General features: G+C 71.6%; 21 protein-coding genes and 1 tRNA gene. 10 read left to right on the forward strand and 12 right to left on the reverse strand.

The window, feature by feature from the left end; all coding sequences use genetic code 11:
• Window positions 1-153 precede the first annotated feature (153 nt).
• Complete coding sequence (locus tag JI751_RS04595) at window positions 154-2028, reverse strand: acyl-CoA dehydrogenase (RefSeq protein ID WP_201933871.1); 1875 nt, start codon at window positions 2026-2028, stop codon at window positions 154-156.
• A 266-nt stretch (window positions 2029-2294) separates the two neighbouring features.
• Here JI751_RS04595 and JI751_RS04600 point away from each other — a divergent pair, with 266 nt between their 5' ends.
• Window positions 2295-3197, forward strand: a complete 903-nt coding sequence (locus tag JI751_RS04600; RefSeq protein WP_201933873.1) for a sulfite exporter TauE/SafE family protein — start codon at window positions 2295-2297, stop codon at window positions 3195-3197.
• A 119-nt stretch (window positions 3198-3316) separates the two neighbouring features.
• Window positions 3317-3775, forward strand: a complete 459-nt coding sequence (locus JI751_RS04605) for an RrF2 family transcriptional regulator (protein ID WP_201933875.1) — start codon at window positions 3317-3319, stop codon at window positions 3773-3775.
• Between the two features lie 87 nt (window positions 3776-3862).
• Here JI751_RS04605 and JI751_RS04610 read toward each other — a convergent pair whose 3' ends face one another.
• Window positions 3863-4399: a hypothetical protein gene (locus tag JI751_RS04610; protein WP_201933877.1), complete on the reverse strand. Its 537-nt coding sequence runs from the start codon at window positions 4397-4399 to the stop codon at window positions 3863-3865.
• 147 nt (window positions 4400-4546) lie between these two features.
• Here JI751_RS04610 and JI751_RS04615 point away from each other — a divergent pair, with 147 nt between their 5' ends.
• Entirely contained in the window at window positions 4547-5053 is a 507-nt protein-coding gene (locus tag JI751_RS04615; protein WP_201933879.1) for a SigE family RNA polymerase sigma factor, read from the forward strand.
• Window positions 5054-5062: 9 nt separating this feature from the next.
• Window positions 5063-5851: a hypothetical protein gene (locus JI751_RS04620; protein WP_201933881.1), complete on the forward strand. Its 789-nt coding sequence runs from the start codon at window positions 5063-5065 to the stop codon at window positions 5849-5851.
• A 3-nt stretch (window positions 5852-5854) separates the two neighbouring features.
• On the opposite strand, the gene JI751_RS04625 is transcribed toward JI751_RS04620, so the two are convergent.
• The 7 genes from JI751_RS04625 to JI751_RS04655 form a co-directional block, all read right to left on the reverse strand.
• On the reverse strand, window positions 5855-6487 hold the full coding sequence (locus JI751_RS04625) for a DUF2461 domain-containing protein (protein WP_201933882.1): 633 nt from the start codon (window positions 6485-6487) through the stop codon (window positions 5855-5857).
• Window positions 6488-6520: 33 nt separating this feature from the next.
• Window positions 6521-9883: an AfsR/SARP family transcriptional regulator gene (locus tag JI751_RS04630; RefSeq protein WP_201933892.1), complete on the reverse strand. Its 3363-nt coding sequence runs from the start codon at window positions 9881-9883 to the stop codon at window positions 6521-6523.
• Between the two features lie 111 nt (window positions 9884-9994).
• Window positions 9995-10822 (reverse strand): trypsin-like serine protease, encoded by an 828-nt coding sequence (locus tag JI751_RS04635; RefSeq protein ID WP_201933900.1) that lies wholly within the window; start codon window positions 10820-10822, stop codon window positions 9995-9997.
• Between the two features lie 78 nt (window positions 10823-10900).
• A complete protein-coding gene (locus tag JI751_RS04640) occupies window positions 10901-11995 on the reverse strand; it encodes a hypothetical protein (RefSeq protein ID WP_201933902.1) in 1095 nt (364 codons plus the stop codon).
• Window position 11996: 1 nt separating this feature from the next.
• The gene (locus tag JI751_RS04645) at window positions 11997-13238 is read right to left on the reverse strand and encodes a C39 family peptidase (protein ID WP_201933905.1); all 1242 of its coding nucleotides are present in this window, start codon (window positions 13236-13238) and stop codon (window positions 11997-11999) included.
• 506 nt (window positions 13239-13744) lie between these two features.
• A tRNA-Gly gene (locus JI751_RS04650) sits at window positions 13745-13820 on the reverse strand.
• Window positions 13821-13860: 40 nt separating this feature from the next.
• Window positions 13861-14622 carry an SGNH/GDSL hydrolase family protein gene (locus JI751_RS04655; RefSeq protein ID WP_201933907.1) on the reverse strand — a complete coding sequence of 254 codons (762 nt, stop codon included), beginning with the start codon at window positions 14620-14622 and terminating at the stop codon, window positions 13861-13863.
• An 86-nt stretch (window positions 14623-14708) separates the two neighbouring features.
• On the opposite strand from JI751_RS04655, the gene dcd reads away from it, so the two are divergent.
• The 6 genes from dcd (at window position 14709) to JI751_RS04685 (ending at window position 20407) form a co-directional block, all read left to right on the forward strand.
• Entirely contained in the window at window positions 14709-15284 is a 576-nt protein-coding gene (gene dcd, locus JI751_RS04660; protein ID WP_201933908.1) for a dCTP deaminase, read from the forward strand.
• 113 nt (window positions 15285-15397) lie between these two features.
• Window positions 15398-16450 carry an iron-siderophore ABC transporter substrate-binding protein gene (locus tag JI751_RS04665; protein ID WP_201933910.1) on the forward strand — a complete coding sequence of 351 codons (1053 nt, stop codon included), beginning with the start codon at window positions 15398-15400 and terminating at the stop codon, window positions 16448-16450.
• Window positions 16451-16474: 24 nt separating this feature from the next.
• On the forward strand, window positions 16475-17491 hold the full coding sequence (locus JI751_RS04670) for a FecCD family ABC transporter permease (protein ID WP_201933913.1): 1017 nt from the start codon (window positions 16475-16477) through the stop codon (window positions 17489-17491).
• An 89-nt stretch (window positions 17492-17580) separates the two neighbouring features.
• Complete coding sequence (locus JI751_RS04675; protein ID WP_307813827.1) at window positions 17581-18627, forward strand: FecCD family ABC transporter permease; 1047 nt, start codon at window positions 17581-17583, stop codon at window positions 18625-18627.
• Window positions 18624-19460: an ABC transporter ATP-binding protein gene (locus tag JI751_RS04680; RefSeq protein ID WP_201933919.1), complete on the forward strand. Its 837-nt coding sequence runs from the start codon at window positions 18624-18626 to the stop codon at window positions 19458-19460. The genes JI751_RS04675 and JI751_RS04680 overlap by 4 nt, the downstream gene beginning before the upstream one ends.
• A complete protein-coding gene (locus JI751_RS04685) occupies window positions 19457-20407 on the forward strand; it encodes a siderophore-interacting protein (protein WP_236665545.1) in 951 nt (316 codons plus the stop codon). Before JI751_RS04680 ends, JI751_RS04685 begins: the two co-directional genes overlap by 4 nt.
• A 180-nt stretch (window positions 20408-20587) precedes the next feature.
• On the opposite strand, the gene JI751_RS04690 is transcribed toward JI751_RS04685, so the two are convergent.
• The 3 genes from JI751_RS04690 to JI751_RS04700 form a co-directional block, all read right to left on the reverse strand.
• Entirely contained in the window at window positions 20588-21421 is an 834-nt protein-coding gene (locus JI751_RS04690) for a DUF4097 family beta strand repeat-containing protein (protein WP_201933922.1), read from the reverse strand.
• A gap of 101 nt (window positions 21422-21522) precedes the next feature.
• Complete coding sequence (locus JI751_RS04695) at window positions 21523-22071, reverse strand: toxin-antitoxin system HicB family antitoxin (RefSeq protein ID WP_201933926.1); 549 nt, start codon at window positions 22069-22071, stop codon at window positions 21523-21525.
• 173 nt (window positions 22072-22244) lie between these two features.
• Window positions 22245-25943 carry a heterodisulfide reductase-related iron-sulfur binding cluster gene (locus JI751_RS04700; RefSeq protein ID WP_201933928.1) on the reverse strand — a complete coding sequence of 1233 codons (3699 nt, stop codon included), beginning with the start codon at window positions 25941-25943 and terminating at the stop codon, window positions 22245-22247.
• Window positions 25944-26017: the final 74 nt, after the last annotated feature.

Raw genomic sequence — 26017 nt, forward strand, 5'->3', positions numbered from 1 at the left:
CACCTGTCATCGAGTGGGCGCATCTGTGCGCGAAGAGAAGGTCGAGTCGGCGCATCTGTACGTAGGAAATGCATCGAGTCGGCGCATCTGCTCGCGGACCGCGAACAGATGCGCCGACTCGATGGGGGTGGCGCGAACAGATGCGCCGACTCGCTAGAAGGAGGCCTCGTCGAGGTCCATCAGGTCGAGGTCGATCCCCTCGGCGATGGCGCGCTCGGCGGTGATCTTCGGCAGGTTGGTCTGCGCGAAGAACTGGGCCGCGGCGACCTTGCCCTCGTAGAACGCCTTGTCCTTGGCCGACACCTCGCCCGACAGCTTCTGCAGGGCGACCTCGGCCTGGCGCAGCAGCAGCCAGCCGCAGACGACGTCGCCGAGCACCATCAGCAGGCGCGAGGTGTTGAGCCCGACCTTGTAGATGTTGCGCAGCTCGTCGGCCGACGACATCAGGTCGTTGATCATGTGGCCGACGATGGCGTTGGCGTCCTCGAGCGCGGTGGCGAGCAGGGCCCGCTCGTTCTTGAGGCGACCGTTGCCGGCCTCGGAGGCGATGAACCCCTCGATCTCCTTCGCGAGGTGGCCGAGCGCCTTGCCCTGGTCCTTGACGATCTTGCGGAAGAAGAAGTCCTGGCCCTGGATCGCGGTCGTGCCCTCGTAGAGGGTGTCGATCTTGGCGTCGCGGACGTACTGCTCGATCGGGTACTCCTGCAGGAAGCCGGAGCCACCGAAGGTCTGGAGCGACTCGGTGCCCAGCAGCACCCACGAGCGCTCGGAGCCGTAGCCCTTCACGATCGGGAGCAGCAGGTCGTTGACCGCCGCGGCGAGGCGCGCCTCGTCGGAGTCGGCGGTGCCGGCGTGCTCGGCCACCATGACCTGGTCCTGCCACGTCGCGGTGTAGAGCACCAGCGCGCGCATCGCCTCCGCGAACGACTTCTGCGTCATCAGCGAGCGGCGTACGTCGGGGTGGTGCGTGATCGTGACGCGGGGAGCCGTCTTGTCGGCGGCCTGCGTCAGGTCGGCGCCCTGGACGCGCTCCTTGGCGTAGTCGAGCGCGTTGAGGTAGCCGGTCGAGAGGGTGGCGATGGCCTTGGTGCCGACCATCATCCGGGCGTTCTCGATGACCTGGAACATCTGCGCGATGCCGTCGTGGACCTCGCCGAGCAGCCAGCCCTTGGCCGGCTCTCCACCGCCGACCTGCGGGTCGCCGAAGGTGACCTCGCAGGTGTTGGAGACCTTGATGCCCATCTTGTGCTCGACGTTGGTGACGTAGACGCCGTTGCGCTCGCCGGTCAGCTCGCCGGTCTCGAGGTCGAAGTGGTGCTCGGGCATCCAGAAGAGCGAGAGTCCCTTGGTGCCCGGGCCGCCCGCGCCCTCGACGCCCTCGGGGCGCGCGAGGACCAGGTGCATGATGTTCTCGCTCATGTCGTGCGTCGCGCTGGTGATGAAGCGCTTGACGCCCGTGATGTTCCACGAGCCGTCGTCGTTGGGGGTGGCCTTGGCGCGACCGGCGCCCACGTCGGAGCCGGCGTCGGGCTCGGTGAGGACCATCGTGCAGCCCCACTGGCGGTCGACCATGTACTGCGCGACGGCCTTGTCGCGCTCGTTGCCGTTGCGGTGCACGACGTTGGCGAACGCGGGACCCGCGGCGTACATCCAGATGGGCGCGTTGGCGCCGAGCACCATCTCGCCGATCGCCCAGATCAGCGACGAGGGGGCCGGCGTGCCGCCCATCTCCTCGAAGACCTGGAGGCGCCAGAACTCCGAGTCCATCCAGGCCTGGTAGCTGGCCTTGAACGACGCGGGCACCGGGGCGGTGTGGGTGGCCGGGTCGAAGACCGGCGGGTTGCGGTCGCTCTCCTCGTAGGACGAGGCGAGGTCCTCGCGGGAGAGTCGCTCGACCTCGCGGAGGATCTCGCGGGCGCTCTCGGCGTCGATCTCGCCGAAGGGTCCGGTGCCGAGGACCTCGTCGCGGCCGAGCACCTCGAAGAGGTTGAACTCGATGTCGCGGAGGTTGGTCTTGTAGTGGCTCACTGCGTTCCACCTGTTCCATGTACGAGGGTCTGCGATCACGGCTACTGGTCGGTCTACTGACCAGTAACAAGATCATGCCTCGCTGACGGACCGCGCGCAACACGAACGCCCGATGTCGCGGGTCACAGGCCGGCGCGGGGTGGGCCGCGTGGCAGGACGCGCCGAGGAGGTGATCGGAGTTGCCTATCAGTCTGAGTATCTCTACTGTTTCACCCGACATACCTCAGTCGCTCGACTAGCACGACCTGACATCCGGAAGGACCCTCATGCGCAAGCTCATCGTTCTCGGCTTCGTGGGCCTCGTCGCCCAGCTGATCGACGGATCCCTGGGCATGGCCTACGGCGTGACGTCCTCGACCCTGCTGCTCGCCGCCGGCGTCGCGCCGGCCGCCGCCTCGGCCGCCGTCCACTTCTCCGAGATCGGCACCTCGCTGGTCTCCGGTGCCTCGCACCACAAGTTCGGCAACGTCGACTGGCGCACGGTGTCGATCCTCGCCCTGCCGGGCTTCGTCGGCGCCTTCATCGGCGCGACGCTGCTGTCCAACATGGATGCCGCGATCGCCAAGCCGGTCGTCGCCGTGATCCTGCTGAGCCTCGGCTTCTACGTCGTCTACCGCTTCCTCAAGCTCGGTGGTGAGCGCCCGACCTTCAAGGGTCACCCCTCCGCGATGTTCCTCGCCCCGATGGGCCTGGTCGCCGGCACGCTCGACGCCGTCGGTGGCGGCGGCTGGGGACCGGTCGGCACCACCTCGCTGCTCTCGAGCGGTCGCCTCGAGCCCCGCAAGGTCGTCGGCTCGATCGACACCTCGGAGTTCGTCGTGGCCGTCGGCGCCTCGCTCGGCTTCCTCTTCGGCCTCGGCTCGCAGGGGATCAACTGGGGCTACGCCGGTGCGCTGCTCGCCGGTGGCGTGATCGCCGCTCCGATCGCGGCCTGGCTCGTCAAGCACCTCGCCGCCCGCGTCCTCGGCGTGGCCGCCGGTGGCCTGATCATCCTCACCAACTCCAAGACGCTGCTCGAGGCCGTCGGCGTCCCGGGTGTCGGCGTCGCCGTCGCCGCCGCCGTGATCTTCGTCCTCTGGGTCTCCGGCATCGTCTGGGCCGTCAAGCAGGAGCGCCTGTCGAAGGCGGCCGCTGCCGACGAGCGCGAGCTCGAGACCGTGCCGGCCTGATCCACGAGCGTCGTACGCCGTCGCTCCCGCACGCGCGGGGGTGGCGGCGTACGAACATGTCGGGGGCCGTCGGAGCCTTGCACCACTGTCTCTGCCGACATATCTGACAAACTGCACCTATGCGCGTCTCCGCCAAAGCCGACTACGCCCTCCGGGCCCTGATCGAGATCGCGGTGCGCACCGACGGCACGGCTGTCAGCGCCGAGCAGCTCGGCAAGGCCCAGGGCATCCCCCACGGCTTCCTCCAGGCCATCCTCGCCGACCTCCGCCGTGCCGACGTCGTGGTGTCGCAGCGCGGCCAGTCGGGCGGCTGGCGCTTCGCGCGGGAGCCGCGCACCGTCACCGTCGCCGACGTGATCCGCGCCGTCGACGGCCCGCTCGTCTCGGTCTACGGGCTGCGTCCCGAGGCGGTGGAGTACGACGACTCGGCGCAGGTGCTCCAGCACGTCTGGATCGCCGCCCGCAGCTCGCTGCGGTCGGTCTTCGAGCAGGTCACCATCCAGGACCTCGCCGACGGCAGGCTGCCCGAGGGCGTCGCCGCCCTCACCGCCGACGAGGACGCCTGGCAGCCGCACTGACCGAGCCTGGATGCCGAGTCCTACGGTTCGTGGCCCGGATCTCGGCCGACAAGCGTGGCGGTCACCGGATATCCGGTGACTCCAGGGTCAGGCGGCCAGCCGCTTGGTGACCTGCTTGCGGCGCCGCGAGATCTTGGCGAGCCGCTTGTCGAGGCGGGCCTCCTCCTCGATCAGCGCGATCCGGGCCACCTGCGCGGCGAGCTGCTCGTCGCCGAGGTTGTCGGGCAGCACGTGCACCCGGTCCTCCTTGACCAGCGACACCCAGGCAGTGGGCGGCTGGATGGTGAAGCCGCTGGTGACCACGAGCACGACCTTGAAGCCGGCGAGGCCGTCGAGGGCGAGCGCCGCCTGCTCGGAGGTGGCGTCGAAGAACGCCGGCACGCTCGCGAAGACGTCGGCCCTGGCCTTCCTCGCCTTGCGGCAGACGGCCGCCCACGCGCCCTCGACCTCCTTGCGGCTGAGGCCCGCGGCCTTGTGGGTGCGGCAGATCTCGATGCCCGCGAGGTCGAGCACCTCCGGGTCGACGTCGGGGGTCGCGACGCGCCCGAGCCGGAGGCCGTCGTGCATCGCGTCGAGGTCGACCGGGTCGGGACCGAGGTGGAGCAGGAACAGTCTCTTGGCCATGGCGCCAGCCTCGCCGTCGCGTACGACGTACGCGTGAACACGGGCCGAACGCTGTCGGACGGAAGACGGTCTTTACCTAGTCTGGTGTGACGTCAGGCGCCTCCCGTGCGTCTCCCTCGTGACGCCGAACCACACCCAGGGAGAGACATGCCCCGCACGAGCGAGGAGTTCGAGGAGTTCGCGGTCGCGCGGACCCCCCAGCTCTACCGCGCGGCGTGGCTGATGTGCGGCGACGCCCACCGCGCCGAGGACCTCGTCCAGGACACGCTGGCCAAGGTCTACGTGCGGTGGCACCGTCGCCTGGGCGCACCGATCGAGCACCCGGTCGCCTACGCACACACGACGCTGGCCCGCACCTACATCAGTGCCCAGCGCCGACGCAGCAACCACGAGACACCCACCGAGCACCTGCCCGAGGCCAGCGACGATCGTGGAGACGCCGCCACGGGACTCGCCCTGAGGGCAGCGCTCGACGAGCTGGCGCCGATGGACCGTGCGGTCCTGGTCCTGCGCTACCTCGAGGACGTGTCGGTGGCGGACACGGCGCACGCGCTCGGGGTCAGCCCCGGCGCTGTGCGCAACCGCACGATCCGTGCGCTCGACCGCCTCCGCGCCGTGCTGGGCCCGTCCCTCCGCGACCTGCTGGAAACCTAGGAGAACCAGATGACCCAGCACGACACCGGTGTCACCGAGCTGTTGCGTCGCGCCAGCGACGACCTCGCCCCTGACGTCGAACGCCTCGTGAGGGGCGGCATCACCCGCGGTCGCTCGCGCCAGCGCCGCGCCCGGATCGGTACGACGGTCGCCTCGCTCGCCGTGATCGGCGTCGTCGGCGCGCTGGCGGCCGTCGTACCCCAGGGCGGACCGGACAGCACGCGCGACCCCGGTATCGCGACCGAGGGGGCGACTGCCACGAAGAGCCCGTCCCCGCCGCCCGACCCGGACCGACCACCGTCGGCCGACGCGTTGCGACCGCTCGTCACGCCGATCGAGATGCTGGCCCGGATCGGTGGCCTCACAGGGGCCTCCGCCGTCCAGCGGATCAAGGTCGACCAGTCCGGACAGGACCAGGCCCGCCTCTACTACGCGACCGTCGACGAGGCGCAGGTGTCGTTCTCCATCCGTTGGTACAACAACCCGCTCGTCGTCGCGGACGGAGGGCAGCCACTGGCGCCAAGTCACATCTGCGAGCCAGAGGTCGAGGCCGACTGCACCACGCTGCCCGACGGCTCGCGTCTGCTGCGCGAGGAGGTACGCCCGTCCGGCGGGACCGGTGTGCCGGAGAGCTTCCTGGAGCGCTCGCTGACCCTCGCGACCCACGACGGGTGGCAGATCAGCGTCATCGCGCGCAACACGACCGACGAGAAGCAGGGCGAGGTCGTGGCTGACGAGCCTGTGCTGACGATGGCGGAGATGCAGGCGCTCGCGACGAGCACGGCCTGGTACGCGTGAGGGTCAGTCGACCCGGATCGCCCGGAGCCAGCTGACCAGCGGGCGCAGCGTCTTCCAGTCCGCGCGGACCCGGTCGACGAGCCCGGCGTCGATGGCGTCGGTCTCGAAGCCGTACGCCTTGTTGGCGATCAGCTGCTTGCTGCGGAGCAGCTCGATCCGCGGGTGGTCGGCGTCGTAGCCGCGCGGTGAGGTCTTGAGCCGGTCGCCGCCGATCTCGAAGCCGTCCTTCTCGAGCTTCCCCAGCACCCGCTCGAGCGCCTTGCCGGTCTTCTCGTCGGCCATCGCCTCCCGGATCGCAGCCAGCCGCGGCCCGTCGGCGTCGTAGAAGCCTCCGCCGACGCGGGTGCCGCGGGCGGAGATCTCGACGTACCACCCGGTGGACGGGCCGGCGCCGACGTACGCCCCCTGGTGCGTCTTGTAGGGCGTCTTGTCCTTGGCGAAGCGGACGTCGCGGTAGGGCCGGAACACCTTGGCCGGGCCGAACTCCGGCTCGAGCTCGGCGACGAGCGCCTTCATCGGCGCCTCGACCGCGTCCTTCCAGACCGGCTTGTTGGCCTCCCAGAAGGACTTGGTGTTGTCCATCTCGAGGTCGTCGTAGAAGTCGAGTGCGGCGACGGGGAATCCGGTGAAGCTCACGCCGTCCGACGTTAGCCCACGGTCGTACGCCGGTCAGCGGGCGTCGGCCAGCAGGTCGAGCAGCCAGGAGACGGCGTCGTCGGAGGACAGGTCGCGGCCGTGGGCGACGAGGCGGTCGAACTCCGCCTCGCCGCATGACTCGATCGTCGCGGCGACGTCGCTGCGCAGGTGCTCGTGGTCGATCGCGCTGACGACGCTGCCGATCCGCACGAAGCTGCTCAAGGTGATCCCGAGGAGGACGGCGGCGGCCTCGTGGCGCCCGGTGAGCGACGCGAGCCTGGTCAGCTGTCGGCAGGCGACGGCGCGGGCTCCGTCCGAGCGCAGCACGACCAGTCCGGCTGCACCTTCCACGCCGAGTGTCCAGGCGTCCTCGGCGCGACCCAGCCCCGCGACGATCTGCGACTCGGTCATCGTCAGCATGTCGAGCCGGTGCACGTCGCCCGCACGCGCGGCGACGGCGCGCGCCTCGCCCAGGAGCCGGCGCGCGTCCTCCGGTCGCCCGGCCTCCACCAGCGTGCGGGCCAGCGAGCCGAGCGCGGCGGCGAGCAGCCAGTCCTCCCCGAGCGGCCGGGCGAGCTCGACTGCCTCCCGTGCCCGGTCCACCCCCCACTGGACGCCGAGACCGGCATCGCGACCCAGGTCGGTGCCGTAGCCGAGCAGGGCCGCCAGAGGACCCGTGTCGCCGGCCGCCCGCATCGTGGCCTCGGCGTCGGCGGTGGTCTCCAGCAGGAGCGGGAGGTCGTCCGTGAGGTCCCAGAGCCGCCGATAGCTCCAGTAGGTCACCCACCCGCGGTGGCGTGAGTCGGCCGGGACGGCGAGCGAGACGCGTTGGATGTCGTCGAAGGCGCCCCCGCCCAGCTGGTGCCAGACCTCGCCGACGCAGGTGAGGATCTCGGCGGCAGCCTCGACGCCGTCCGGGCCCGACGCGACGGCGTGGGCGAGAGCCGACTCGATGTTGCGGCGCTCGCGCAGGACCACGTCGGTGGCGTGCGCCCTCGTGGTGGTCCGCGGGTGCAGTCGGCGGGCGAGCTCGAGCACGAGCGCGAGGTGGGTGTCGCGCGCCGAGTCCTCGCGTCCCGACGCCCGCAGACGGGCGAGGGCGTGCTCGCGCACGGTCTCGAGCAGGCTCACCCGGGGCCGGTCGTCGTCGGAGACGCGCACGAGGCTGGCGTCGGCGAGCGCGAGCAGGTCGGTCACCGGGTTCTGCGGTGAACCGTCCGGCACGGGCAGGCGGGCGACGGTCTCGAGGTCCACCCCGCCGACGAACACGGCCAGCAGCTCGAGCAGCCGGCCCTGCTCCGGCGGCAGCAGGTCGACGGACCACGCCGTGAGCGCGTGCAGGTCGCGCTGCCTCGGGTGCCGCGAGGTCCCCGCGGTCACCAGGGCAAGTCCTTCGTCGAGGGCGGAGGCGAGGGCGTACGGCGGCAGCTGGCGCACGCGGGCGGCGGCGAGCTCGATGCCGAGGGGCAGGCCGTCGACGCGCCGGCAGATGCGGGCGACGGCGTCGCGGTTGGCGTCGTCGACCACGAACCCCGGCCGGGCCAGCTCGGCGTAGCGGGCGAACAGCTCGCTCGCCACTCCGTCGGCACCGTCGTCGAGCGGGTCGACCCGGTGCAGGCGCTCGCCGAGGACGCCGGTGGGGCGTCGGGAGGTGGCGAGCACCGTGACGTCGCCGTCGGCGTCGAGGACGGCCGCGAGCACGACGTCGACGTCGACCACCTGCTCGAGGTTGTCGAGGACGAGCAGCGTGCGTCGACCGCCCAGGTGCGCGAGCACCGCAGTCGGACCGCCGGAGTCGGCAGGGAGGTCGAGGGCCGCCGCCAGCGCGGCCCAGACGTCGGTCTGGTCGCGCGCCGTCTCCAGCGGCACGAAGTAGACGCCCCCGGCCAGCGTCGCACCCACCGTGCGGGCGACCTCGATGGCCAGACGCGTCTTGCCGGTGCCTCCCGGACCGACGAGCGTGGTGAGTCCCGTGCCGGACCGGGACACCTCGTCCACGAGGCTCGCCAGCAGGTCGGCGCGGCCGACGAGCTGCACGGCGGTGCGCGGGAGGTTGCCCCGGCCGCCGAGGGTGCGTGGCGGCGCGAAGGCGTCGTCGGCCCGCGTCGAGACCTGGTGCAGGCGCTCGGGCAGGGCCACGTGGGGCAGCCGGTGCGTGCCGAGGTCGGTGACGAGGACCCGGTCCTCGTCGGAGTCGGCGCGGGTGCCGACCAGCGCTGCCGCCGTGGCGGCGGTCGCGAGCGTCTGGCCGCCTGCCGCGGCGAGCGCGACCTCCTCCACGCGGTGCACCTCGGTCCCGACGTAGTGCCGGTCCACGACCCGGGGGACGCCGGTGTGCACGCCGATCCGCACCCGGACGTCGGCGTGGTCGGGGAAGTCGTGGCCGGCCAGCGCGCGGTGCGCGTCCACCGCGGCCCGGACGGCCTCGTCGGCGCTGCGGAACGCGGCGAGCAGCCGTTCGCCGTCGGCGGCCCACGTCAGTCCGTCGTGCGCCGCGACGGCGTCACGCAGCAGGTCGCGCTGCGCGAGCACGGCGTCGCCGTACGTCTCCTGGAGACGGCCCTCGAGCGCCGCGGGGGAGTCCAGCACGGCCGCCAGCAGCGTCAGCTCGCCGGTCGGCAGGCCGTCGCTCGGCGGTGCGGCCAGGTCGGGGGAGTCGTTGAGGATCGCGTGCTGGAGCGCGGCGAGCGTCGGTCCCGGCTCCAGGCCGAGCTCGGCCCGCAGCTGGTCGACGACCTCGGCGTAGAGGGCGAGCGCATCGACGGCCCGGCCCTGCCGGTAGAGACCTGTCATCACCGCCGCCCTCAGTCGTTCGCGGAACGGGAAGTCGCGCAGCGCCGGCGCCAGGCGATCGGTCAGCCGGTCGAGGTCGCCCGTCTCGAGGAGGGCCTCGGCGAGGTGCTCGAGGGCGGTGCCGCGCAGCTCGCGGAGGCGAGCCGCCTCGACGACGGCGAAGGCGTAGTCGGTCAGGTCCGACATGGCCTCGCCGCGCCACAACCTCAGTCCCGCGTCGAGAGTGGCGACGGCGTCGTGCGCCCTGCCGGCGGCCCGCTCACCCATCGCCACCGGGACGAGCCTCTCGAAGACGTGGGCGTCGACCTGGTCGGGCGCCACCTCGAGGCGGTAGCCCCCGCCCAGCGTGACGACCGCCTGGCGGCCGAGCCGGGCGCGGAGGTGGGAGACGTACACCTGCAGGGCGTTGCGGGCGCTGGCCGGCGGGTCCTCGCCCCAGAGGTCGTCGACCAGGCGGTCGACGCCGACCGTGCGGCCGGCGTCGATCGCGAGCCGGGCCAGGAGCGCCCGCTCGCGCGGCGCCGACGTCGCCACGGCATCCGCGACCTGGACCGGTCCGAGGAGCAGGACGGTGGGCTCGGCGGCAGCGGTGCTGGTCCCCACCTCGCACCCCCGCGTGGGCCGTACGCACGACGTGCCCGTGCCGGGATCGTAGGTCGCTCCCTGCCGGCCCGACAGCCGATCTCCCCGTGGTCGACTGCCGGGCTAGACCCGTCAGGACGGTGCGGGGTTGTCCGCGATCACGTCGGCGACGAACGCGTGGGCGTACGACGTGTCGGTGCGGGTCGCCTGGTCGGTGGACTTGCAGGGGATGTCGCCGGTGGTGACGACCGCGACCACCTCGCCCGACGCGTTGAGCTTGGGTCCTCCGGAGTCGCCGTAGCAGGTCCCGCCGAGGCCGCGGGCCAGGTTCATCGAGAACAGGACGTAGTCGCGGTGGACGTTGACGAGCGGCTGCGTCGTCATCATCCGCTCCTTCGGGGGCAGGAACGCCTGGGTCGACGTCTGCTTGGCGTAGCGCTCGATGCCGTAGCCGACGGCCGTGAACGGCGTACCCCGCAGGGACTTGTCGTCGAGGTACCCGACGTCGGCCAGCTCGGCGTACGGCACGCCGGTCACCGCGTCGTCCAGGACGAAGGCGCCCACGTCGAAGCGATATTTGGCCCTGCCGGTGTAGCCCGGGTGCGGAGTCGGGGTGCCGTCGAGGAGGTGGAGGTCGTCGCGAAGCTGCCACGTGCCGTCGCTGATCCGCTGGTCGAGCGTGAAGTACACGTGCCCCCAGTCGGGGGCGTAGTCGTCGCGGACCATGCAGTGGCTCGCGGTGAGCACCACGCGAGGCGACACCATGGTCCCGGTGCAGAGCTGGATGAGGTACGGCTCGCCGGTCGAGGGTTTCACCTCGACGACGAACGATCCGACGTTGGTGTAGCCGCTGGTCGGCTCACCGTTGGTGATGGCGTGGGCCGCGCTCGGCGCCAGCAGCGCCAGCGCTCCGGCTGCCGCGGCGGCGATGCGCCCGCGGCGGGCGGTCAGGAACGACATGTGGGTCTCCTCTCCACGTCGCCCGGATGGCGACCTGGCAGGAGGATCAGCGAGGCCGCTTAAGGCCCGCTGAAGGCGTCAGGTGACCGGTGCCCACACGCTCTCGTCCCCCTGGTCGCCGTACGACGACAGGGTGAGGACACCGCCGCCGCAGGCCGGCTCGCCGAGGAACGCGTCGCCGGTGGACCGGGACTCGTAGGCGACCTCGAGCGCGTGGTCCGGTGTCCAGCGCATCAGTCGGGCGGGCTCGTCGGGTCCTTGGGGGTCGCGGACGAAGAAGACCGAGTCGCCGCACGGGACGGCGCTGCCGGTCAGGCCCGGGCCGAGGTCGACGTAGGCGCCGTCGGCAGACGCACGGAAGGTCGCCTCCTCCTGGCGGCGCGGCTTGGGCACCTCCGACCAGAGGGCGCCGTCCGCCGTGGCGGCGACGTCCCACGCGAGGCAGTCCGTCGGACCCTCGAGCGGCTGCGGGACACCGGCCTCGAGCAGGTTGACGGTGCGGCAGGCCGGCCGGGCGTCGTCGAAGGTCATGATGCCGACCCCGTGCTCGCTCGCGGTGAGGCCGGAGAAGCCGGTCCTCCTGGGAGCGCACCAGCCGTCCTCGCCGTTGCTGTCCGCCAACGCGCTGGTGGCCAGGCAGTAGGCACCGCCGTCGCCGTAGGTCGGGTAGTAGAGGTCGCCGCCGGTCAGGGCCCACGAGCCGCCGCTCGCCGGCACGGGTCCGGCCAGCGCGGCCTGCTGCCCGGTCGCGAGGTCGACGACGTCGACCTCGCTGGGGTCGGTCTCGGCCGTGTCCTGGCGCACGACGACCGCCCAGTCCTCGCTCATCAGCAGCTCGGAGATGGTGCGGCCCGCGCCGGCGTCGATCCCGGTGCCGGCACCGTCGCTGGACAGCTCGACGGTCGAGCCGTCCTCGCTGCCGAGGGCCTCCCACTCCGGACCCTTGATGTAGCGGATGCCGGCCCGGACGCCGGTGTCCCGCCAGTCGAGCAGGTTCGTCGTCGCCTCGACGGCGGCGGGCGCATCGATGGTCCCGCCGGTCGGCTCACTGCTCGTCGGAGTGCTCGGGCTGGCCGACGGCTCGTCGCCGCCGGGCACGGGGGTGTCGTCGTCGCTCCCGCAGCCGGACAGCGCGACGAGCAGCGCCAGCGCGATCGTCGTACGGCCCCTCATGTCAGACGCCGAGGTTGTGCTGGAAGTGGTCGAGGTTGGCGCGGTAGGACTTGTACGCGTTGCGCCACTGCACGCGCTCGATCGCCGGCTCGCTGGGGTCGAACTTCGACTGGTCCCACGGCTCGAAGTAGCCGATCTTGCGGTTGCCGTCCGGGTCCTGGTCGAAGCCGCGGCCCACCTGGAAGTGCCCGCTCGCGTCGTCGTCGAGGTAGGGGTAGTACTGCTTGAGCAGCACCGGATGGAGGACGACGGGCGCCTCGTAGTCGGTGACGTGCCGCATGATCACGCGGTACCACTGCTTGAACGTGAAGTCGCTGATGTCGAGCACGACGTAGGGCCCGGCAGCCGTCGTGTCGTCGTAGTCGGTCTTGTTGTTGATCACCCGCACCATGTCGGTGATCGCGGTGCCGGCCGACGTCGTGCCGAGACGCAGGGCCCAGTAGCCCTGGGTCTTGCGCGTGCCCTGCGCGCTCCAGCCGATGGCCTGCAGCGTCGCGGGGCCGCACCACCAGGTCTGGTTCTGCGCCTTGGCGACCTTGCTGGTGAGGATCTTGTCCTTCGTCGGGTACGACTCGCCGAAGCCGCCGCGGGCGCGCGTCGACGTCCCGGCCGTCACCTCGGGGTGGTCCTCGGCGAAGTCGTCGGGCAGCGGGACGCCCTGGATCTCGTGGCGCAGCAGCCAGACCTTGCCGACGGACTGCGCGGCCATCGTCAGCTCCGCGCGCTCGGCCTCGGCGCGGGCAGCAGCGCTGCGGGCACTGGTGCGAGCGAGCACGCCGTCCGCGTCCAGGTCGCCGGTGCGCTCGGCCTTCCGGCGCAGGGCCGGCTGGGTGTCGAGCCGGGCGGCCAGGGTGTCGCGCGACTGGTGGGTCCAGCCGAACCCGAGGCAGTAGCGCTGGCCGTCGAAGGTCGCGCACCGGACCGCCGCCCGCGCTGCCGCCGTACGTCCGAGGACCCGCTCCGCGCCCTGGCCCGCGGCCACGACGCGCTCGATCTCGGCCCGCATCACGGCGGTGACCCGCCCGGCGCCGGCCGCGCCCACCCGGCGGGCCGACTCCGAGGTGGGGGCGATCGCGCCCTGCTCGGGCGCGTCGTCGTCGGGGAGCAGGGGGACGGCGCCGAGCGTCAGCGCCAGTGCGGCCGCGGCGATCGTGGCCGGGTGCCGCCAGAGCGGGCGGCTCGCGTCGTCCGAGGCGATGCGATGGGCGATGCGATGGGCGAGGAACCGGGGGAGGAAGCGCATGGGGAAGGCCTTCGATCCGAGAGAACGCGGACGCCTCACTGTCCCCTCTGGTCACATCGGGCGCAAGTTCCCCACGCGCCTCCGGGTGGACCGTTGTCGGTTTCCCCGGCTACCCGGGGAAACTGGAGGTTCCAGTGCGAAGTTTCGGGGGTGAGGCTCGAGTTTCCCCGGGTAACCGGGGATCGCGACGCCCCGGCAGATCTGGAGCGGATGACGAGATTCGAGCTCGCGACATCGACGGTGGGCGGAGCGTCGCGCTCTGCGCGTTCACCCGGAGGAGTTGGAGCGGATGACGAGATTGGAACTCGCGACATCGACGGTGGGCAGAGCGTCGCGCTCTGCGCCTCTGGGAGATCTGGAGCGGATGACGAGATTGGAACTCGCGACATCGACGGTGGGCAGAGCGTCGCGCTCTGCGCCTCTGGGAGATCTGGAGCGGATGACGAGATTCGAGCTCGCGACATCGACGGTGGGCGGAGCGTCGCGCTCTGCGCCTCTGGGAGATCTGGAGCGGATGACGAGATTCGAACTCGCGACATCGACCTTGGGAAGGTCGCGCTCTACCAGCTGAGCTACATCCGCATGCCGTACGACGACGGCGGGCCGAACGATACCGGACCGCTCAGCGCACCTCGGACAGACCGGGGCGCTTGGCCGACACGGTGTCGCCCGAGGAGCGGCCGGTGATCCGGCGGTGCACCCACGGGACGAGGAACTCACGGGTCCACTGGGCGTTGGCTGCCCAGGTCTCGCGGCGGCCGAGGAGGGGCGGCGGGTCGAGCTCGACGGGAGGGATCGTGTGCGTGACGCCGATCGCGTCGAGCACGGCCCGGGCGATGTAGGTGTGCCCGAACGAGTTGAGGTGCATCCGGTCGGAGTCCATCGCCGCGGAGATCTCGACCTCGCGCATCCGCCACATGTCGACGAGGGTCACGTCGTGGCGGTCGGCGATCTCGCGCACCCACTCGTTGAAGATCGCCATCCGGCCGCGCACGGGCCCGTAGATCCCGCCGGAGCCCGGGTCGTAGACGGTGAACATCACCACGCGGGCGCCCGTCGCGACGAGGCGCGCGACCGCGGCGTCGTACGTCGTGGCGACGGCGTCGATGTCGACCCGCGGCCGGAGCACGTCGTTGCCGCCGCCGTGGATGGTGATCAGGTCGGGTTCCAGCGCGATCGCGGCGTCGACCTGCTCGGCGACGATCGGGCCGAGCTTGCGGCCGCGGATGGCGAGGTTGGCGTAGCCGAAGTCGTCGGTCTGCGTCGCGAGGACCTCGGCGACACGGTCGGCCCAGCCGCGCAGACCGTTGGGGTGCGACGGGTCGGGATCGCCGACCCCCTCGGTGAAGGAGTCGCCGAGGGCGACGTAGCGGTGGAAGGTCACCGGAACATTGTGCAGGTGGTGATTTCAAGGCTCGCTGGCGCTCGCACCTCGACCGCCGAGGCGGGTCTGCGGCTAGGTTTGCTGCCGTGCTGCTCTCTGATCGCGACATCACCGCTGAGATCGACGCCGGCCGGATCGCGCTGGAGCCGTGGGACCCGCAGATGCTGCAGCCGTCCAGCATCGACGTCCGCCTCGACCGGTTCTTCCGGGTCTTCGAGAACCACCGCTACCCCCACATCGACCCGGCGGCCGACCAGTCGGAGCTGACCCGCGAGGTCGAGCCGGAGGGCGACGAGCCGTTCATCCTGCACCCGGGCGAGTTCGTCCTGGGGTCGACCTACGAGGTCGTGTCGCTGCCCGACGACGTCGCCGCGCGCGTCGAGGGCAAGTCGTCGCTGGGCCGCCTCGGCCTGCTGACGCACGCGACCGCCGGCTTCGTCGACCCGGGCTTCTCCGGCCACGTGACCCTCGAGCTCGCCAACGTCGCGACGCTGCCGATCAAGCTCTACCCGGGCATGAAGATCGGCCAGTTCTGCTTCTTCCGGCTCTCGTCGCCGAGCGAGCACCCGTACGGCTCCGAGAAGTACGGCTCGCGCTACCAGGGCCAGCGCGGCCCGACGCCCAGCCGGTCGTTCCAGTCCTTCCACCGCACACAGATCTAGCGCCGCGCTCGGTCCGCATCGTGGATTAGGTCATACCCACGTTGCGTTAATCGCTCCGGACATGGTTAGGCTGGCCTTACTTAGGTCACCCTCACCACCTTCACGGAGCATTGATGAAGCGCACGCTTGCCAGCCCTCTGGTCCTGGCCACCCTGCTGGTCGCCGCCCTCACCGGCTGCAGCACCGGATCGACCAGCGCCGACACGGCCGCCGAGCCGAAGGCCACCACCGAGGTGGAGTCCGACGCCTTCCCGGTCACGATCGAGCACGCGCTGGGCACGACCACGATCGAGGAGGAGCCGACCCGCGTCGTCGCGGTCGGCTACGCCGAGGCCGACTACCCCCTCTCGTTGGGCGTCGTGCCGGTCGGTGCGGACAAGATCGAGTACGCCGGCAACGAGAACGACTCGTCCGACTGGTTCGACGATGCGCTCGCCGAGATCGACGGCGCCGAGCAGCCGACCCGCTTCAGCACCACCGACGGCGTACCGGTCGACGAGATCGTCAAGCTCCAGCCCGACCTGGTGACGGCCACGCAGTCGGGGATGACGCAGGAGGAGTACGACAAGCTCACCGAGGCGGGCATCCCCGTCGTCGCCTACCCCAACGCTCCCTACAACACGACGTGGCAGGAGTCGCTGGAGATGGTCGGCGAGGCGCTGGGACGCAGTGACGTCGCGGACGAGCTGAAGGCCGAGACCGAGCAGGTCATCGCCGACACCGCCGCCGAGTTCCCGCAGCTCGAGGGGAAGACGTTCACCTTCGCCGGGCCCAACGCCGACCCGTCGTCGTTCTACGTCTACACCGCGATGGACAACCGGCCCCGCCTGCTCGTCGAGCTCGGGATGGTGAACTCCCCGATCGTCGAGGAGCGCAGCGAGCCGGGCCAGTTCCTCTTCAACGTCTCCGCCGAGCGCACCGAGCAGCTCGACGCCGACGTGTTCCTCACCTACGCGACCTCCGAGGCCAACGTGCAGGAGCTCGCCGACGACCCGCTCTTCCAGCAGATCCCGGCCGTTGCCGACAACCGCTGGTACGCCACCGTCGAGCTCACCGAGGCCATCGGCCTGTCCGCGCCGTCCCCGCTCTCGATCCCGGTCGGCATGGAGCGCTACATCCCGAAGGTCGCCGCGGCGGTCGACGGCGACGGCTCGACGCCCTCCTGACCGGCGCGCACCGACATCCCTGACATGGCGATCACCACCACCGGGCTCCTGGACCGGCCGCGGAGCACCTCCGCGGCCGGTCCGGGGACGGCGTACGCCGTCGCGCTCGGGCTGCTGGCGATCGCCGCCGTCGCGTCGGTGCTCATCGGTTCGCGGACCATCTCGCCGCTCGCGCTGCTCGAGGCCGGCCCGGACCGCACCGTGCTGGAGGTCCGCGCCGTCCGCACCGCCCTGGGAATCCTCGTCGGCGTCGCCCTGGGCCTGGCCGGCGCGTGCATGCAGGGCCTGACCCGCAACCCGCTCGCCGACCCCGGCATCCTCGGCGTCAACGCCGGTGCGGCGCTCGCGATCGTGCTCGGCATCGCCTACCTCGGCGCGGGCGGGATGACGGCCTACGTCGTCCTCGCGCTCATCGGCGCGGGGCTCGCCTCGCTCGCGGTGCACGCCATCGCCGGGATCGGCCGCGACGGCGCGACGCCCGCCAAGCTCACCGTGGCCGGCGCCGCGTTCGCCGCGGCGGCGAGCAGCTGGACCGTCGCCGTCCAGCTCGTCGACCAGACCACGCTCGACGTGATGCGCCGCTGGCAAGTGGGCTCGATCGGCGGTCGGTCGTGGGACCTCGTGGTCTCGCTCGCGCCCGTCTTCGCCGTCGGTGTCGTCCTCGCGCTCACCCTCAGTCGCACCCTCAACGCCCTCGCGCTCGGCGAGGAGATGGCCGCCGGGCTCGGCCGGCACACCACACGCGACCGAGTCCTCGTCGGCCTGGCCATCGTCCTGCTCGCCGGCACCGCGACCGCCGCCGCCGGGCCGATCGCCTTCGTCGGCCTCATCGTCCCCCACCTGGTCCGCACCCGCACGGGGTCCGACCACCGCCACCTGCTCCCGCTGAGCGCGGCGTACGGCGCGGTGCTGGTGCTGCTCGCCGACACCGTCGGCCGGGTCGTGCTGCCACCCTCGGAGGTGCAGGTCGGGATCATGACCGCCGTCGTGGGGGTGCCGTTCTTCCTCCTGCTGGTCCGCCGTGGACGGATGGGATTATGAGCACCCCACGACGTTCTTCTCCTCCGCTGCGCTCCCCCGAACAACGCCGCGGGGACCCCGCTGCTCTGACCATCGCCCCATTGGCGCTGGTGACGACCACCGCGCTGCCCGACCGGCCCGCGGTCCGGCGCGACCTCCGGGCGGCGACGCGGCGTCCGCGCCGGCGTCGCCGGCTGGTGGTCGGCGGGCTCGTGCTCGCCCTGGTGGCCGCCTTCGCGATCCGCGTGCTGCTCGGTGACTACACCTTCACCGTCCCGGACTTCTTCCGGATCCTCTTCGGTGAGCAGTTGCCGGTCTCGACCTTCATCCTGATGGAGAGCAAGCTGCCGCGCGCCGTGCTGGCGGTGCTCGTCGGGCTCGCGCTCGGGTCGGCGGGGTCGCTGTTCCAGATGCTGCTGCGCAACCCGCTCGCCAGCCCCGACATCGTGGGCGTCAGCCTCGGCGCCAGCGCCGCCGGGATCTTCGCGCTGCTGACCCTCGGCCTGCGCGACGGCGCTGTGTCGGCGTTCGCCGTGGTCGGTGCCGTCGTGGTCTCCGCGGTGGTCCGGTGGGTCGCCGGCACCACCGGTGGCTACCGCCTCGTGCTGACCGGTGTCGGCGTGGCGGCCGCGATGGTCTCGGTGGTGCAGTACCTCCTCGCGCGCTCCAACACCTGGGACGTCCAGCTCGCCCTGCGGTGGCTCGTGGGCAGCCTCAACAACGTCCCGTGGTCGACGATCGGGCTGCTCGCCGTGAGCCTCGCCGTGCTGCTGCCGACCCTCGCGGTGATGTCGCGCTCGCTCGAGGTGCTCGAGCTCGGCGACGAGGCGGCCGCCGGGCTGGGGGTCGGTCGGCACCGCACCGACGCGCTGTTGCTCGTGGGCGTGCTGCTCACCGCCGTCGCGGTCGCAGCGGCCGGACCGGTGGCCTTCGTCGCCTTCATGTCCGGCCCGATCGCGCGTGCCCTGATGGGCGGGCGGCACAGCCTGCTCGCCGGCGCCCTCGTCGGCGCGGTCCTCGTGCTGCTCGCGGACTACGCCGCGGCGTACCTGGTCCCCGGCGTGGTGCTGCCCGTCGGCATCGTCACCGGAGCGGTCGGCGGACCGTTCCTGCTCTGGCTACTGGCGCGTGGCGCCGCGACCGGGAGGACCGGATGAATCACCCCGACATCGAACCCAGCCACAGGCTGCTCGCCCAGGACCTGACCCTCGGCTACGGCGAGCGCCGGGTCGTCCACGAGGTCAGCGTGGCGATCCCCGACGGCAAGGTCACCGTGGTGGTCGGGCCCAACGCGTGCGGCAAGTCCACGCTGCTCAAGGGCCTGGCCCGGCTCGTACGACCCCAGGGCGGCGTGGTGCTGCTCGACGGCGAGGCGATCCACCGCCGGCCGACCAAGGAGGTGGCCAAGGTCCTCGGCCTCCTCCCGCAGAACCCCATCGCGCCGGAGGGTGTCGTCGTCGCCGACCTCGTTGGCCGCGGTCGGCACCCGCACCAGGGCGTCTTCACGCGGTGGACCGCCGAGGACCGGGCGGCCGTCGAGGAGGCGATGGTCCTCACCGACACCTTCGAGCTCGCCGACCGGGCGGTCGACGAGCTGTCGGGCGGGCAGCGTCAGCGCGTGTGGATCGCGATGGCGCTCGCGCAGGGCACCGACCTGCTGCTGCTCGACGAGCCGACGACCTACCTCGACGTCGCGCACCAGGTCGAGATGCTCGACCTGCTGGTCGAGCTCAACGCCCGCCGCGGCACCACGATCGTGATGGTGCTGCACGACCTGAACCTCTCGGCCCGCTACGCCGACCACCTCGTCGCCCTCCACGACGGCCGGGTCGTCGCCGAGGGCACGCCGGTCGAGGTCGTCACCGAGGACGTCGTCCGCACCGTCTTCGGCCTCGACAACCGGGTCATCGAGGACCCGGTCTCGCACACCCCGCTCGTGCTGCCCGTCGGCCGCCACGTCCCGCACGCCCACCTCCAGGAGAACCGATGACCGTGACCGCCAGCTCGAACCGGGCCACCCTGCCCATGCTCTTCACCGAGGTCGAGGTGGTCGGCGTCGAGCGCCTGTCGCCGAGCTTCGTCCGCATCGAGCTCGGCGGTCGCGGACTCGCCGACTACGGCGTCGACGGTCCTCGCTGGGACCAGCGGATCAAGCTGATCTTCCCCGACCCGGTGACCGGCGGCATCACGTCGACCGAGGGTGCGGACGCGTCGTGGTGGGGCACCTGGATCGAGCGGTCGGCCGAGGAGCGCGGCCACATGCGGACGTACACGATCCGCGACGTCCGCGGCTCCGGCGAGCAGACCACCTTCGTCGTCGACATCGTGCTGCACCTCGACGGCGACGCGGTGGGTCCGGGGTCCACGTGGGCGGCCCGGGCGAGCGTCGGGGACCGGATCGTCCTGACGGGGCCGCGGCGGGGGTTCCACTACGGCGGGATCGAGTTCACGCCCGCGCCGGGTGCCGACCTGCTGCTGGTGGGCGACGAGACCGCTGTGCCGGCCGTGTGCACCATCCTCGAGCAGCTGCCCGACGACGCGCGCGGAGCGGCCTTCCTCGAGGTGCCGCACGCCGGTGACATCCAGGACGTACGCCGTCCCGCCGGGGTCTCGGTGACGTGGCTGGCGCGTGAGGGGGCGCCCCTCGGCGTACCGCTCCACGACGCGGTCGTCGCGCACCTCGGCATCCCCGGCGCCGAGGTCGAGGTGGCGGCCGAGGAGGTCGACCCCGACCTGTGGGAGACGCCGACCTACTCCTCGTCCGGCGAGGAGGTGCCCGCGGAGGCCGCTGTCGTCGGCGGTACCTACGCCTGGATCGCGGGGGAGTCGAAGGTCGTGACCGGCTTGCGCCGGCACCTGGTCAACGACCTCGGCTTCGACCGCCGGCAGGTGGCCTTCATGGGCTACTGGCGCCGCGGGGTCGCGATGAAGTCCTGACATGGCTCGACGCCCGGACGTCGGTCCGGGCGTGAGCCGCTGGTTCAGCGGCGCTTGGGGGCGCGGGGCGAGTAGCGCACGCGCTCGGCGATGCGGTGGCGGGCGATGAGCTCGATGTCGGTGAGTGAGTCGTACATGGCCGTGCTCCTTCCTGGGCTGGAGTGGAGAGCTGGGTGCGGATCAGCTCTGGTGGAGGGTGACGTCGCCCGAGGCGGTGGTCGCGCGGACCTCGAGGAAGGGCTGGCCCTCGGCGGGCTCGCCCGTGGCGGGCAGCGAGGACGACAGGCGGCCGCTCGCGGTGCGGACGTCGGTCCACACCGGCGTACCTCCCGCGACGCCGATGCTGACGTCGCCGCTCGCGGTCTTGGCGGTGATCCGGCCTGACGAGGCGCGGCCGATGACGAGGTCGCCCGACCCGGCGGTGAAGACCACGTCGCCGGCCGCTTCGGCGACGTCGGCGTCTCCCGACCCGGTCTTGACGGCGAGCTCGCCGCCGGCCCGCCCGATCCGGACGTCGCCCGAACCGGTGGTGATGACGAGGTCGGAGTCGACCCGGTCGATCCGGATGTCGCCCGAGCCGGTCTTCACCCGGGAGTCGCCGGCCAGGTGCTGGGCGACGAGGTCGCCCGACCCGGACTGCACGGCGGTGTCGCCGTCGACGACGTCGAGGGTGATGTCGCCCGAGCCGGAGTCGATGCGGGTGTCGGCGAAGCGGCCGTGGGTCACCACGTCGCTGCTGCCGACCTTGGCGCTGAGGCCGCTCGCGACGGGCACCTCGACCACGATCTCGGCGCGGGCGTCCTTTCCGAAGATCCCGCCGTTGCGGTGCGGGGCGACGATCGCGATCCGGTCGCCGAGGTCCCGGACGTCGAACTCCTCGGCCCGCTCGCCGGTGATCCGGATGGTGGTCTGTGCCGTGTCGGTCGCGGTGACGTCGACGAGGCCGCGGCCGTTCTCGACGTGCAGCACGATCGGCTCGGAGGTGTCGAAGGTGTGGTCGATCTGGTTGCTCATGGTGTCTCCGGTTTCGGGTGTGTTCGTCCACCGGGCCGGCAGGTGCCGGTCCGCTGGGGGCGGTGTGGTGGGCCGTCAGGCGTGACGGCGTGGGTCGTCGGTCAGAGCCAGCCGGTCATCCGGCGGTTGTTGGTGCCCTTCTTGCGGTTGCCGGCGAACGGGTCGTAGCCCACGAAGGGGACGCTGCTGAGGTCGATGTCGACGTTGATCGCGTGCTCGCTGCTCGCGCTGCGCACGACGCCGACCAGCCACGTATTGAGGCTCTGCCCGGCGGCGGCGGCCTTCTCCTCGGCCCGAGCCTTGACGGCCTCGGGGATCCGGAGCGTGACGCGGGCCAGGTCGCCGTCCTCCTCCTCGGGCGGGGCCGGCGGCGCCGGCGGCGGGGGAGGTGCGGGCATCTCGGCCTGCGGGGCGACCTCGACGACGAAGTCCAGCTCGCGACCGTTGAGGCGTACGTCGACGCTGCCATCGGGCAGCTCGGCGGTGATCTCGGCAGCGGCGTGAGAGATGGCCTCCATCAGGGCCAGCCGGGCGCTCGGGTCGAGCGCGTAGGCGAGCCGCTCGGCCGCCTGCTTGAGGTCGTCGCTGCCCGCCTCGGCCGCGGCGACGAGGTCGCGGCGCAGGGTGTCGACGTAGGGGGTGAGGTCCATGTGCATCACTCTGACATCACTGTGACGTCATGTCAACACCAAAGTGATGTCACATGACGTCAGGTGTGACGTCCGGTGATGTCATCCGCTCCATCGTGATCCCCGGATGACCGGGGATCGCTGAACATGTCGGCCCGTGCGCGGGCCGACATGTTCAGCGAGAGCCTGACAAGTCAGAGGTCGAAGAGGGAGCCCGAACCACTGATGTCGGCGTCCGTACGCGGCGTGTGCCCGGTGCCGTCCGCTGCGGGCTTGGCGGGCTCCTCCTCGGTCGGCTTCGCGTCGGTCGTCTCGTCGTCCTCGTCGGCGTCCGGGACGTCGTCCCCAGCGGCCCGGTCGTCGTCGGAGTCGAGGATCGTGTCCGGGTCCTCGACCTGGGCCTCCGACTCGGGGGCTGCCTCGTCCACCGCTGTTGCCGGTGCCTCGGGCTCGGGCGACTCGTCCGAGGCAGGTGCCTCGTGGGGGCCGGCGAAGAGCGCGGCGCGACTCAGGTCGGCCCCGCTCGGCGGCGCACTCGGAGCTGCGGCCGGCTCCTCGCTGGGCGTTGAGTCGCTGGGAGACTCAACCTCCTCCGGCGCCTCGGGCTCGGGCTTGCTGGGCGTTGAGTCGCTGGGAGACTCAACCTCTTCTGGCGCCTCGGGCTCGGGCTTGCTGGGCGTTGAGTCGCTGGGAGACTCAACCTCTTCCGGCGCCTCCGCCTGGGGCTTGCTAGGCGTTGAGTCGCTGGGAGACTCAACGGCCACTGGGGCCTCGATGTCGAACAGCGAACCGACGCTCGTCAGGTCCACGTCCGTCGCCGGCGTCGACGTCGTACGGCTCGGGGCGGGCGCATCCGCCTCGTCTGCGACATCACTCGTCGCGGCCTCGGCGTCCTTCCCGGCGTCGTCCTCGGCGGTCTCGGCGACAGCTGAGTCGCTGGGAGACTCAACGTCCACTGCGGGCTCGGACTGCTCCGGCGCGGCTGCCGCTGCGGCGGGCTCGGGCGCCTCGATGTCGAACAGCGATCCGCTGCCCAGGTCGGCCTGTGGCGCCGGTGCGGGCTGCTCGCTGGGGGTTGAGTCGCTGGGAGACTCAACGTCCACCGAGGGCTCGGGCTCGGGCGCCGGCTCCGCCGCGGCGGTTGGCGTCTCGGTCGGCTCGGGAGCGGCGATGTCGAAGAGCGATCCGCCGGTGCCCAGGTCGGTCGCGGTGGGCTCCTCGGGCGCGGCGGGTGCCTCGGCCTGCGGCGACTCGGCCTGCGGCGACTCGGCCTGCGGCGACTCGGCCTCCGCGGCGGGCGCCGGGTCCGGCTCGGGCTCCGGGCTTCCGACGTCGAAGAGGGATCCGCCACTGCCCAGGTCCGCGGTCGCAGCAGGCTTCTCCTCCGCTGCCGGCTCCTCGGGAGCCTTGTCCTCCGGTGCCTCGGCGGCGGGCGCGCCCTCCGACTCGGAGCCGCCGAGGTCGAAGAGTGACCCGCCGGGGTCGGCGGGCGCAGATGCGGGCTCGGCGTCGGGAGCGGGCGTGTCGAAGAGCGACGTGCCGCCGGACGCCTTCGCGGCGGGCCCGGCGTCGGCGGTCTCGGTGACCGTGTCCTCGGTGACCGTGACGTCCCCGGCCTCGGGCTCGTCCTTGGTGGCCACGTCACCCGAGGAGGCAGCAGCGGCGGCAGGAGCGGCGGCAGGAGCGGCGGCGGCCGCAGCGGGAGCGGCGGAGGGGGCGGCCTTGGTCGCCTGCTCACCCTTGACGGACGCGAGCAGCATCTGCGCGACGTCGAGGACCTCGACCTCCTCGCGCGCCTCGCCGGAAGCCTGCTGCGAGGTCAGCCCGTCCGACAGCATCACGCGGCAGAACGGGCAACCGACGGCGATCTGGTCGGCACCGGTGCCGACGGCCTCGCGGGTGCGGTTCATGTTGATCCGCTCGCCGAGGTTCTCCTCCATCCACATCCGGGCACCGCCGGCGCCGCAGCAGAAGGACCGCTCGGAGTTGCGCTCCATCTCGACGAACTCGGCGCCGGGCAGGATCTCGAGCAGCTCACGCGGCGGCGAGTAGACCTGGTTGTGGCGGCCGAGGTAGCAGGGATCGTGGTAGGTGATCGAGCGCTTCGCGGCACCCGCGCCGTCCTTGACCGGGGTCAGCTTGCCCTCGCGCACGAGGCGGTTGAGCAGCTGGGTGTGGTGCACGACCTCGAGCTCGATGCCGAAGTCCTTGTACTCGTTCTTCAGCGTGTTGAAGCAGTGGGCGCAGGTCGAGACGACCTTCTTGACCTTGTACTCCTTGAAGGTCTCGACGTTCTGCTGCGCGAGGCCCTGGAAGACGAACTCGTTGCCGGCGCGGCGCGCCGGGTCACCGGTGCAGGTCTCGCCGTTGCCGAGCACGCCGAAGGAGATGCCTGCCATGTCGAGCAGCTCGGCGACCGCGCGGGTCGTCTTCTTCGCGCGGTCCTCGTACGCCCCCGCGCACCCGACCCAGAACAGCCAGTCGACCGACTCGAGGGACTCCAGGTCCTCCCCGACCACCGGCACGTCGAACTCGAGGCCCTTGGCCCAGTCCATGCGCGCCGAGGCGGACATGTTCCACGGGTTGCCCTTGTTCTCCAGGCCCTTGAAGAGCTGGTTGAGCTCGGCGGGGAAGTTCGACTCCACGAGCAGCTGGTAGCGCCGCATGTCCATGATGTGGTCGACGTGCTCGATGTCGACGGGGCACTGCTGGACGCAGGCGCCGCACGACGTACAGCTCCAGAGGACGTCCTCGTCGATGACGAAGTCGCCGTCGGCCGGGTTGTAGAAGTAGTCGAGGACGTCGGTGCCGCTGCCGGCCGACTCGCCCTTCGTGCCGGAGCCGACCAGGGCACGGTCGGCGTGCCCCTCGACCCCGTCGTGCTTGGCGTACGCGTGGTCGCGCAGCGCGGTGATCAGCAGCTTGGGCGACAGGGGCTTCTCGGTGTTCCAGGCCGGGCACTGCGACTGGCAGCGACCGCACTCGGTGCACGTCGTGAAGTCGAGGATGCCCTTCCACGAGAAGTCCTCGGCCCTGCCGACGCCGAGCACCGAGTCCTCGTCGAGGTCGTCGATGTCGTCGAGGGTGACCGGCTTGCCGGCAGAGGTCAGCGGCTTCATCGCGCCGAGGGCGGTGCTGCCGTCGGCCTCGCGCTTGAAGTAGATGTTGAACCACGCGGTGAAGCGGTGCCACGCGATGCCCATGGTGATGTTGCGGGCGATCACCATCAGCCAGATCATCGCGAGCGCGATCTTGAAGGCCGCGATGGCGTAGATGACGTTCTCGAGCGTGCCGGGGTCGTTGGAGTAGAACGCGTCGCCGATCCACGACGCGATCGGGTAGTGCGAGCGCCCGGCGTCCTCGTCGAGCTTCCACTCCGCGGCACGCACGAACAGGATCGCGCCACCCTCGAGGAGGGCGAGCGCCTCGACGAAGTAGGCCTGCCAGAAGGTCGAGCCGAAGAACCGGCTCCTGCGGCCCTCGGACCGCGGGTGGTGCTTCTGGCGGTAGACGATCAGGTAGACGATGCCGACGGTGCTGAGCAGCCCGATGAGCTCGCTGAACCACTCGTAGGGGTACCAGTGGCCGATGAGCGGCCACGCGAACGACGGCGAGAACAGCTGGAAGTAGGCCGCCAGCACCGCCGTCGAGAGGAACAGGAACGCCGCGTAGACGAACCAGTGCATGATGCCGACCCAGTGCCACTGGAGCATCCGGGTGTGGAGGAACGTCTCCTTGAGCATCGTCAGTGCGCGACCCGACGGGTTCTCGCTGCGGCTCGCATCGGCCTGCCCGCTGCGGATCACGCCCAGCATGCGGCGTACGGCCGGGACCAGCATGGCCACTGCCGCGACGGTCAGGGCGAACGAGACGACGATCGCGAACATCTGCATGAAGGTCTGCTCCTCGGATCGGGCGTACTGAGCCGGAGCATATGGCCGTCGGACACAGGGACGGCAGGGCTCCC

Origin of the sequence: Nocardioides baculatus (assembly GCF_016735675.1) — a bacterium.
GTDB classification, from domain to species: domain Bacteria; phylum Actinomycetota; class Actinomycetes; order Propionibacteriales; family Nocardioidaceae; genus Nocardioides; species Nocardioides baculatus.

Bases quoted from the DNA above. Each gene is read 5' to 3' on its own strand.
- JI751_RS04615 (WP_201933879.1), top strand. From the start codon at position 4,547: ATGCCCCGCACGAGCGAGGAGTTCGAGGAGTTCGCGGTCGCGCGGACC.
- JI751_RS04695 (WP_201933926.1), bottom strand. From the start codon at position 22,071: ATGGACCTCACCCCCTACGTCGACACCCTGCGCCGCGACCTCGTCGCC.
- JI751_RS04665 (WP_201933910.1), top strand. From the start codon at position 15,398: ATGAAGCGCACGCTTGCCAGCCCTCTGGTCCTGGCCACCCTGCTGGTC.
- JI751_RS04700 (WP_201933928.1), bottom strand. From the start codon at position 25,943: ATGCAGATGTTCGCGATCGTCGTCTCGTTCGCCCTGACCGTCGCGGCA.
- JI751_RS04640 (WP_201933902.1), bottom strand. From the start codon at position 11,995: ATGAGGGGCCGTACGACGATCGCGCTGGCGCTGCTCGTCGCGCTGTCC.
- JI751_RS04620 (WP_201933881.1), top strand. From the start codon at position 5,063: ATGACCCAGCACGACACCGGTGTCACCGAGCTGTTGCGTCGCGCCAGC.
- JI751_RS04645 (WP_201933905.1), bottom strand. From the start codon at position 13,238: ATGCGCTTCCTCCCCCGGTTCCTCGCCCATCGCATCGCCCATCGCATC.
- JI751_RS04685 (WP_236665545.1), top strand. From the start codon at position 19,457: ATGACCGTGACCGCCAGCTCGAACCGGGCCACCCTGCCCATGCTCTTC.
- JI751_RS04600 (WP_201933873.1), top strand. From the start codon at position 2,295: ATGCGCAAGCTCATCGTTCTCGGCTTCGTGGGCCTCGTCGCCCAGCTG.
- JI751_RS04670 (WP_201933913.1), top strand. From the start codon at position 16,475: ATGGCGATCACCACCACCGGGCTCCTGGACCGGCCGCGGAGCACCTCC.
- JI751_RS04680 (WP_201933919.1), top strand. From the start codon at position 18,624: ATGAATCACCCCGACATCGAACCCAGCCACAGGCTGCTCGCCCAGGAC.
- JI751_RS04610 (WP_201933877.1), bottom strand. From the start codon at position 4,399: ATGGCCAAGAGACTGTTCCTGCTCCACCTCGGTCCCGACCCGGTCGAC.
- JI751_RS04690 (WP_201933922.1), bottom strand. From the start codon at position 21,421: ATGAGCAACCAGATCGACCACACCTTCGACACCTCCGAGCCGATCGTG.
- JI751_RS04635 (WP_201933900.1), bottom strand. From the start codon at position 10,822: ATGTCGTTCCTGACCGCCCGCCGCGGGCGCATCGCCGCCGCGGCAGCC.
- JI751_RS04605 (WP_201933875.1), top strand. From the start codon at position 3,317: ATGCGCGTCTCCGCCAAAGCCGACTACGCCCTCCGGGCCCTGATCGAG.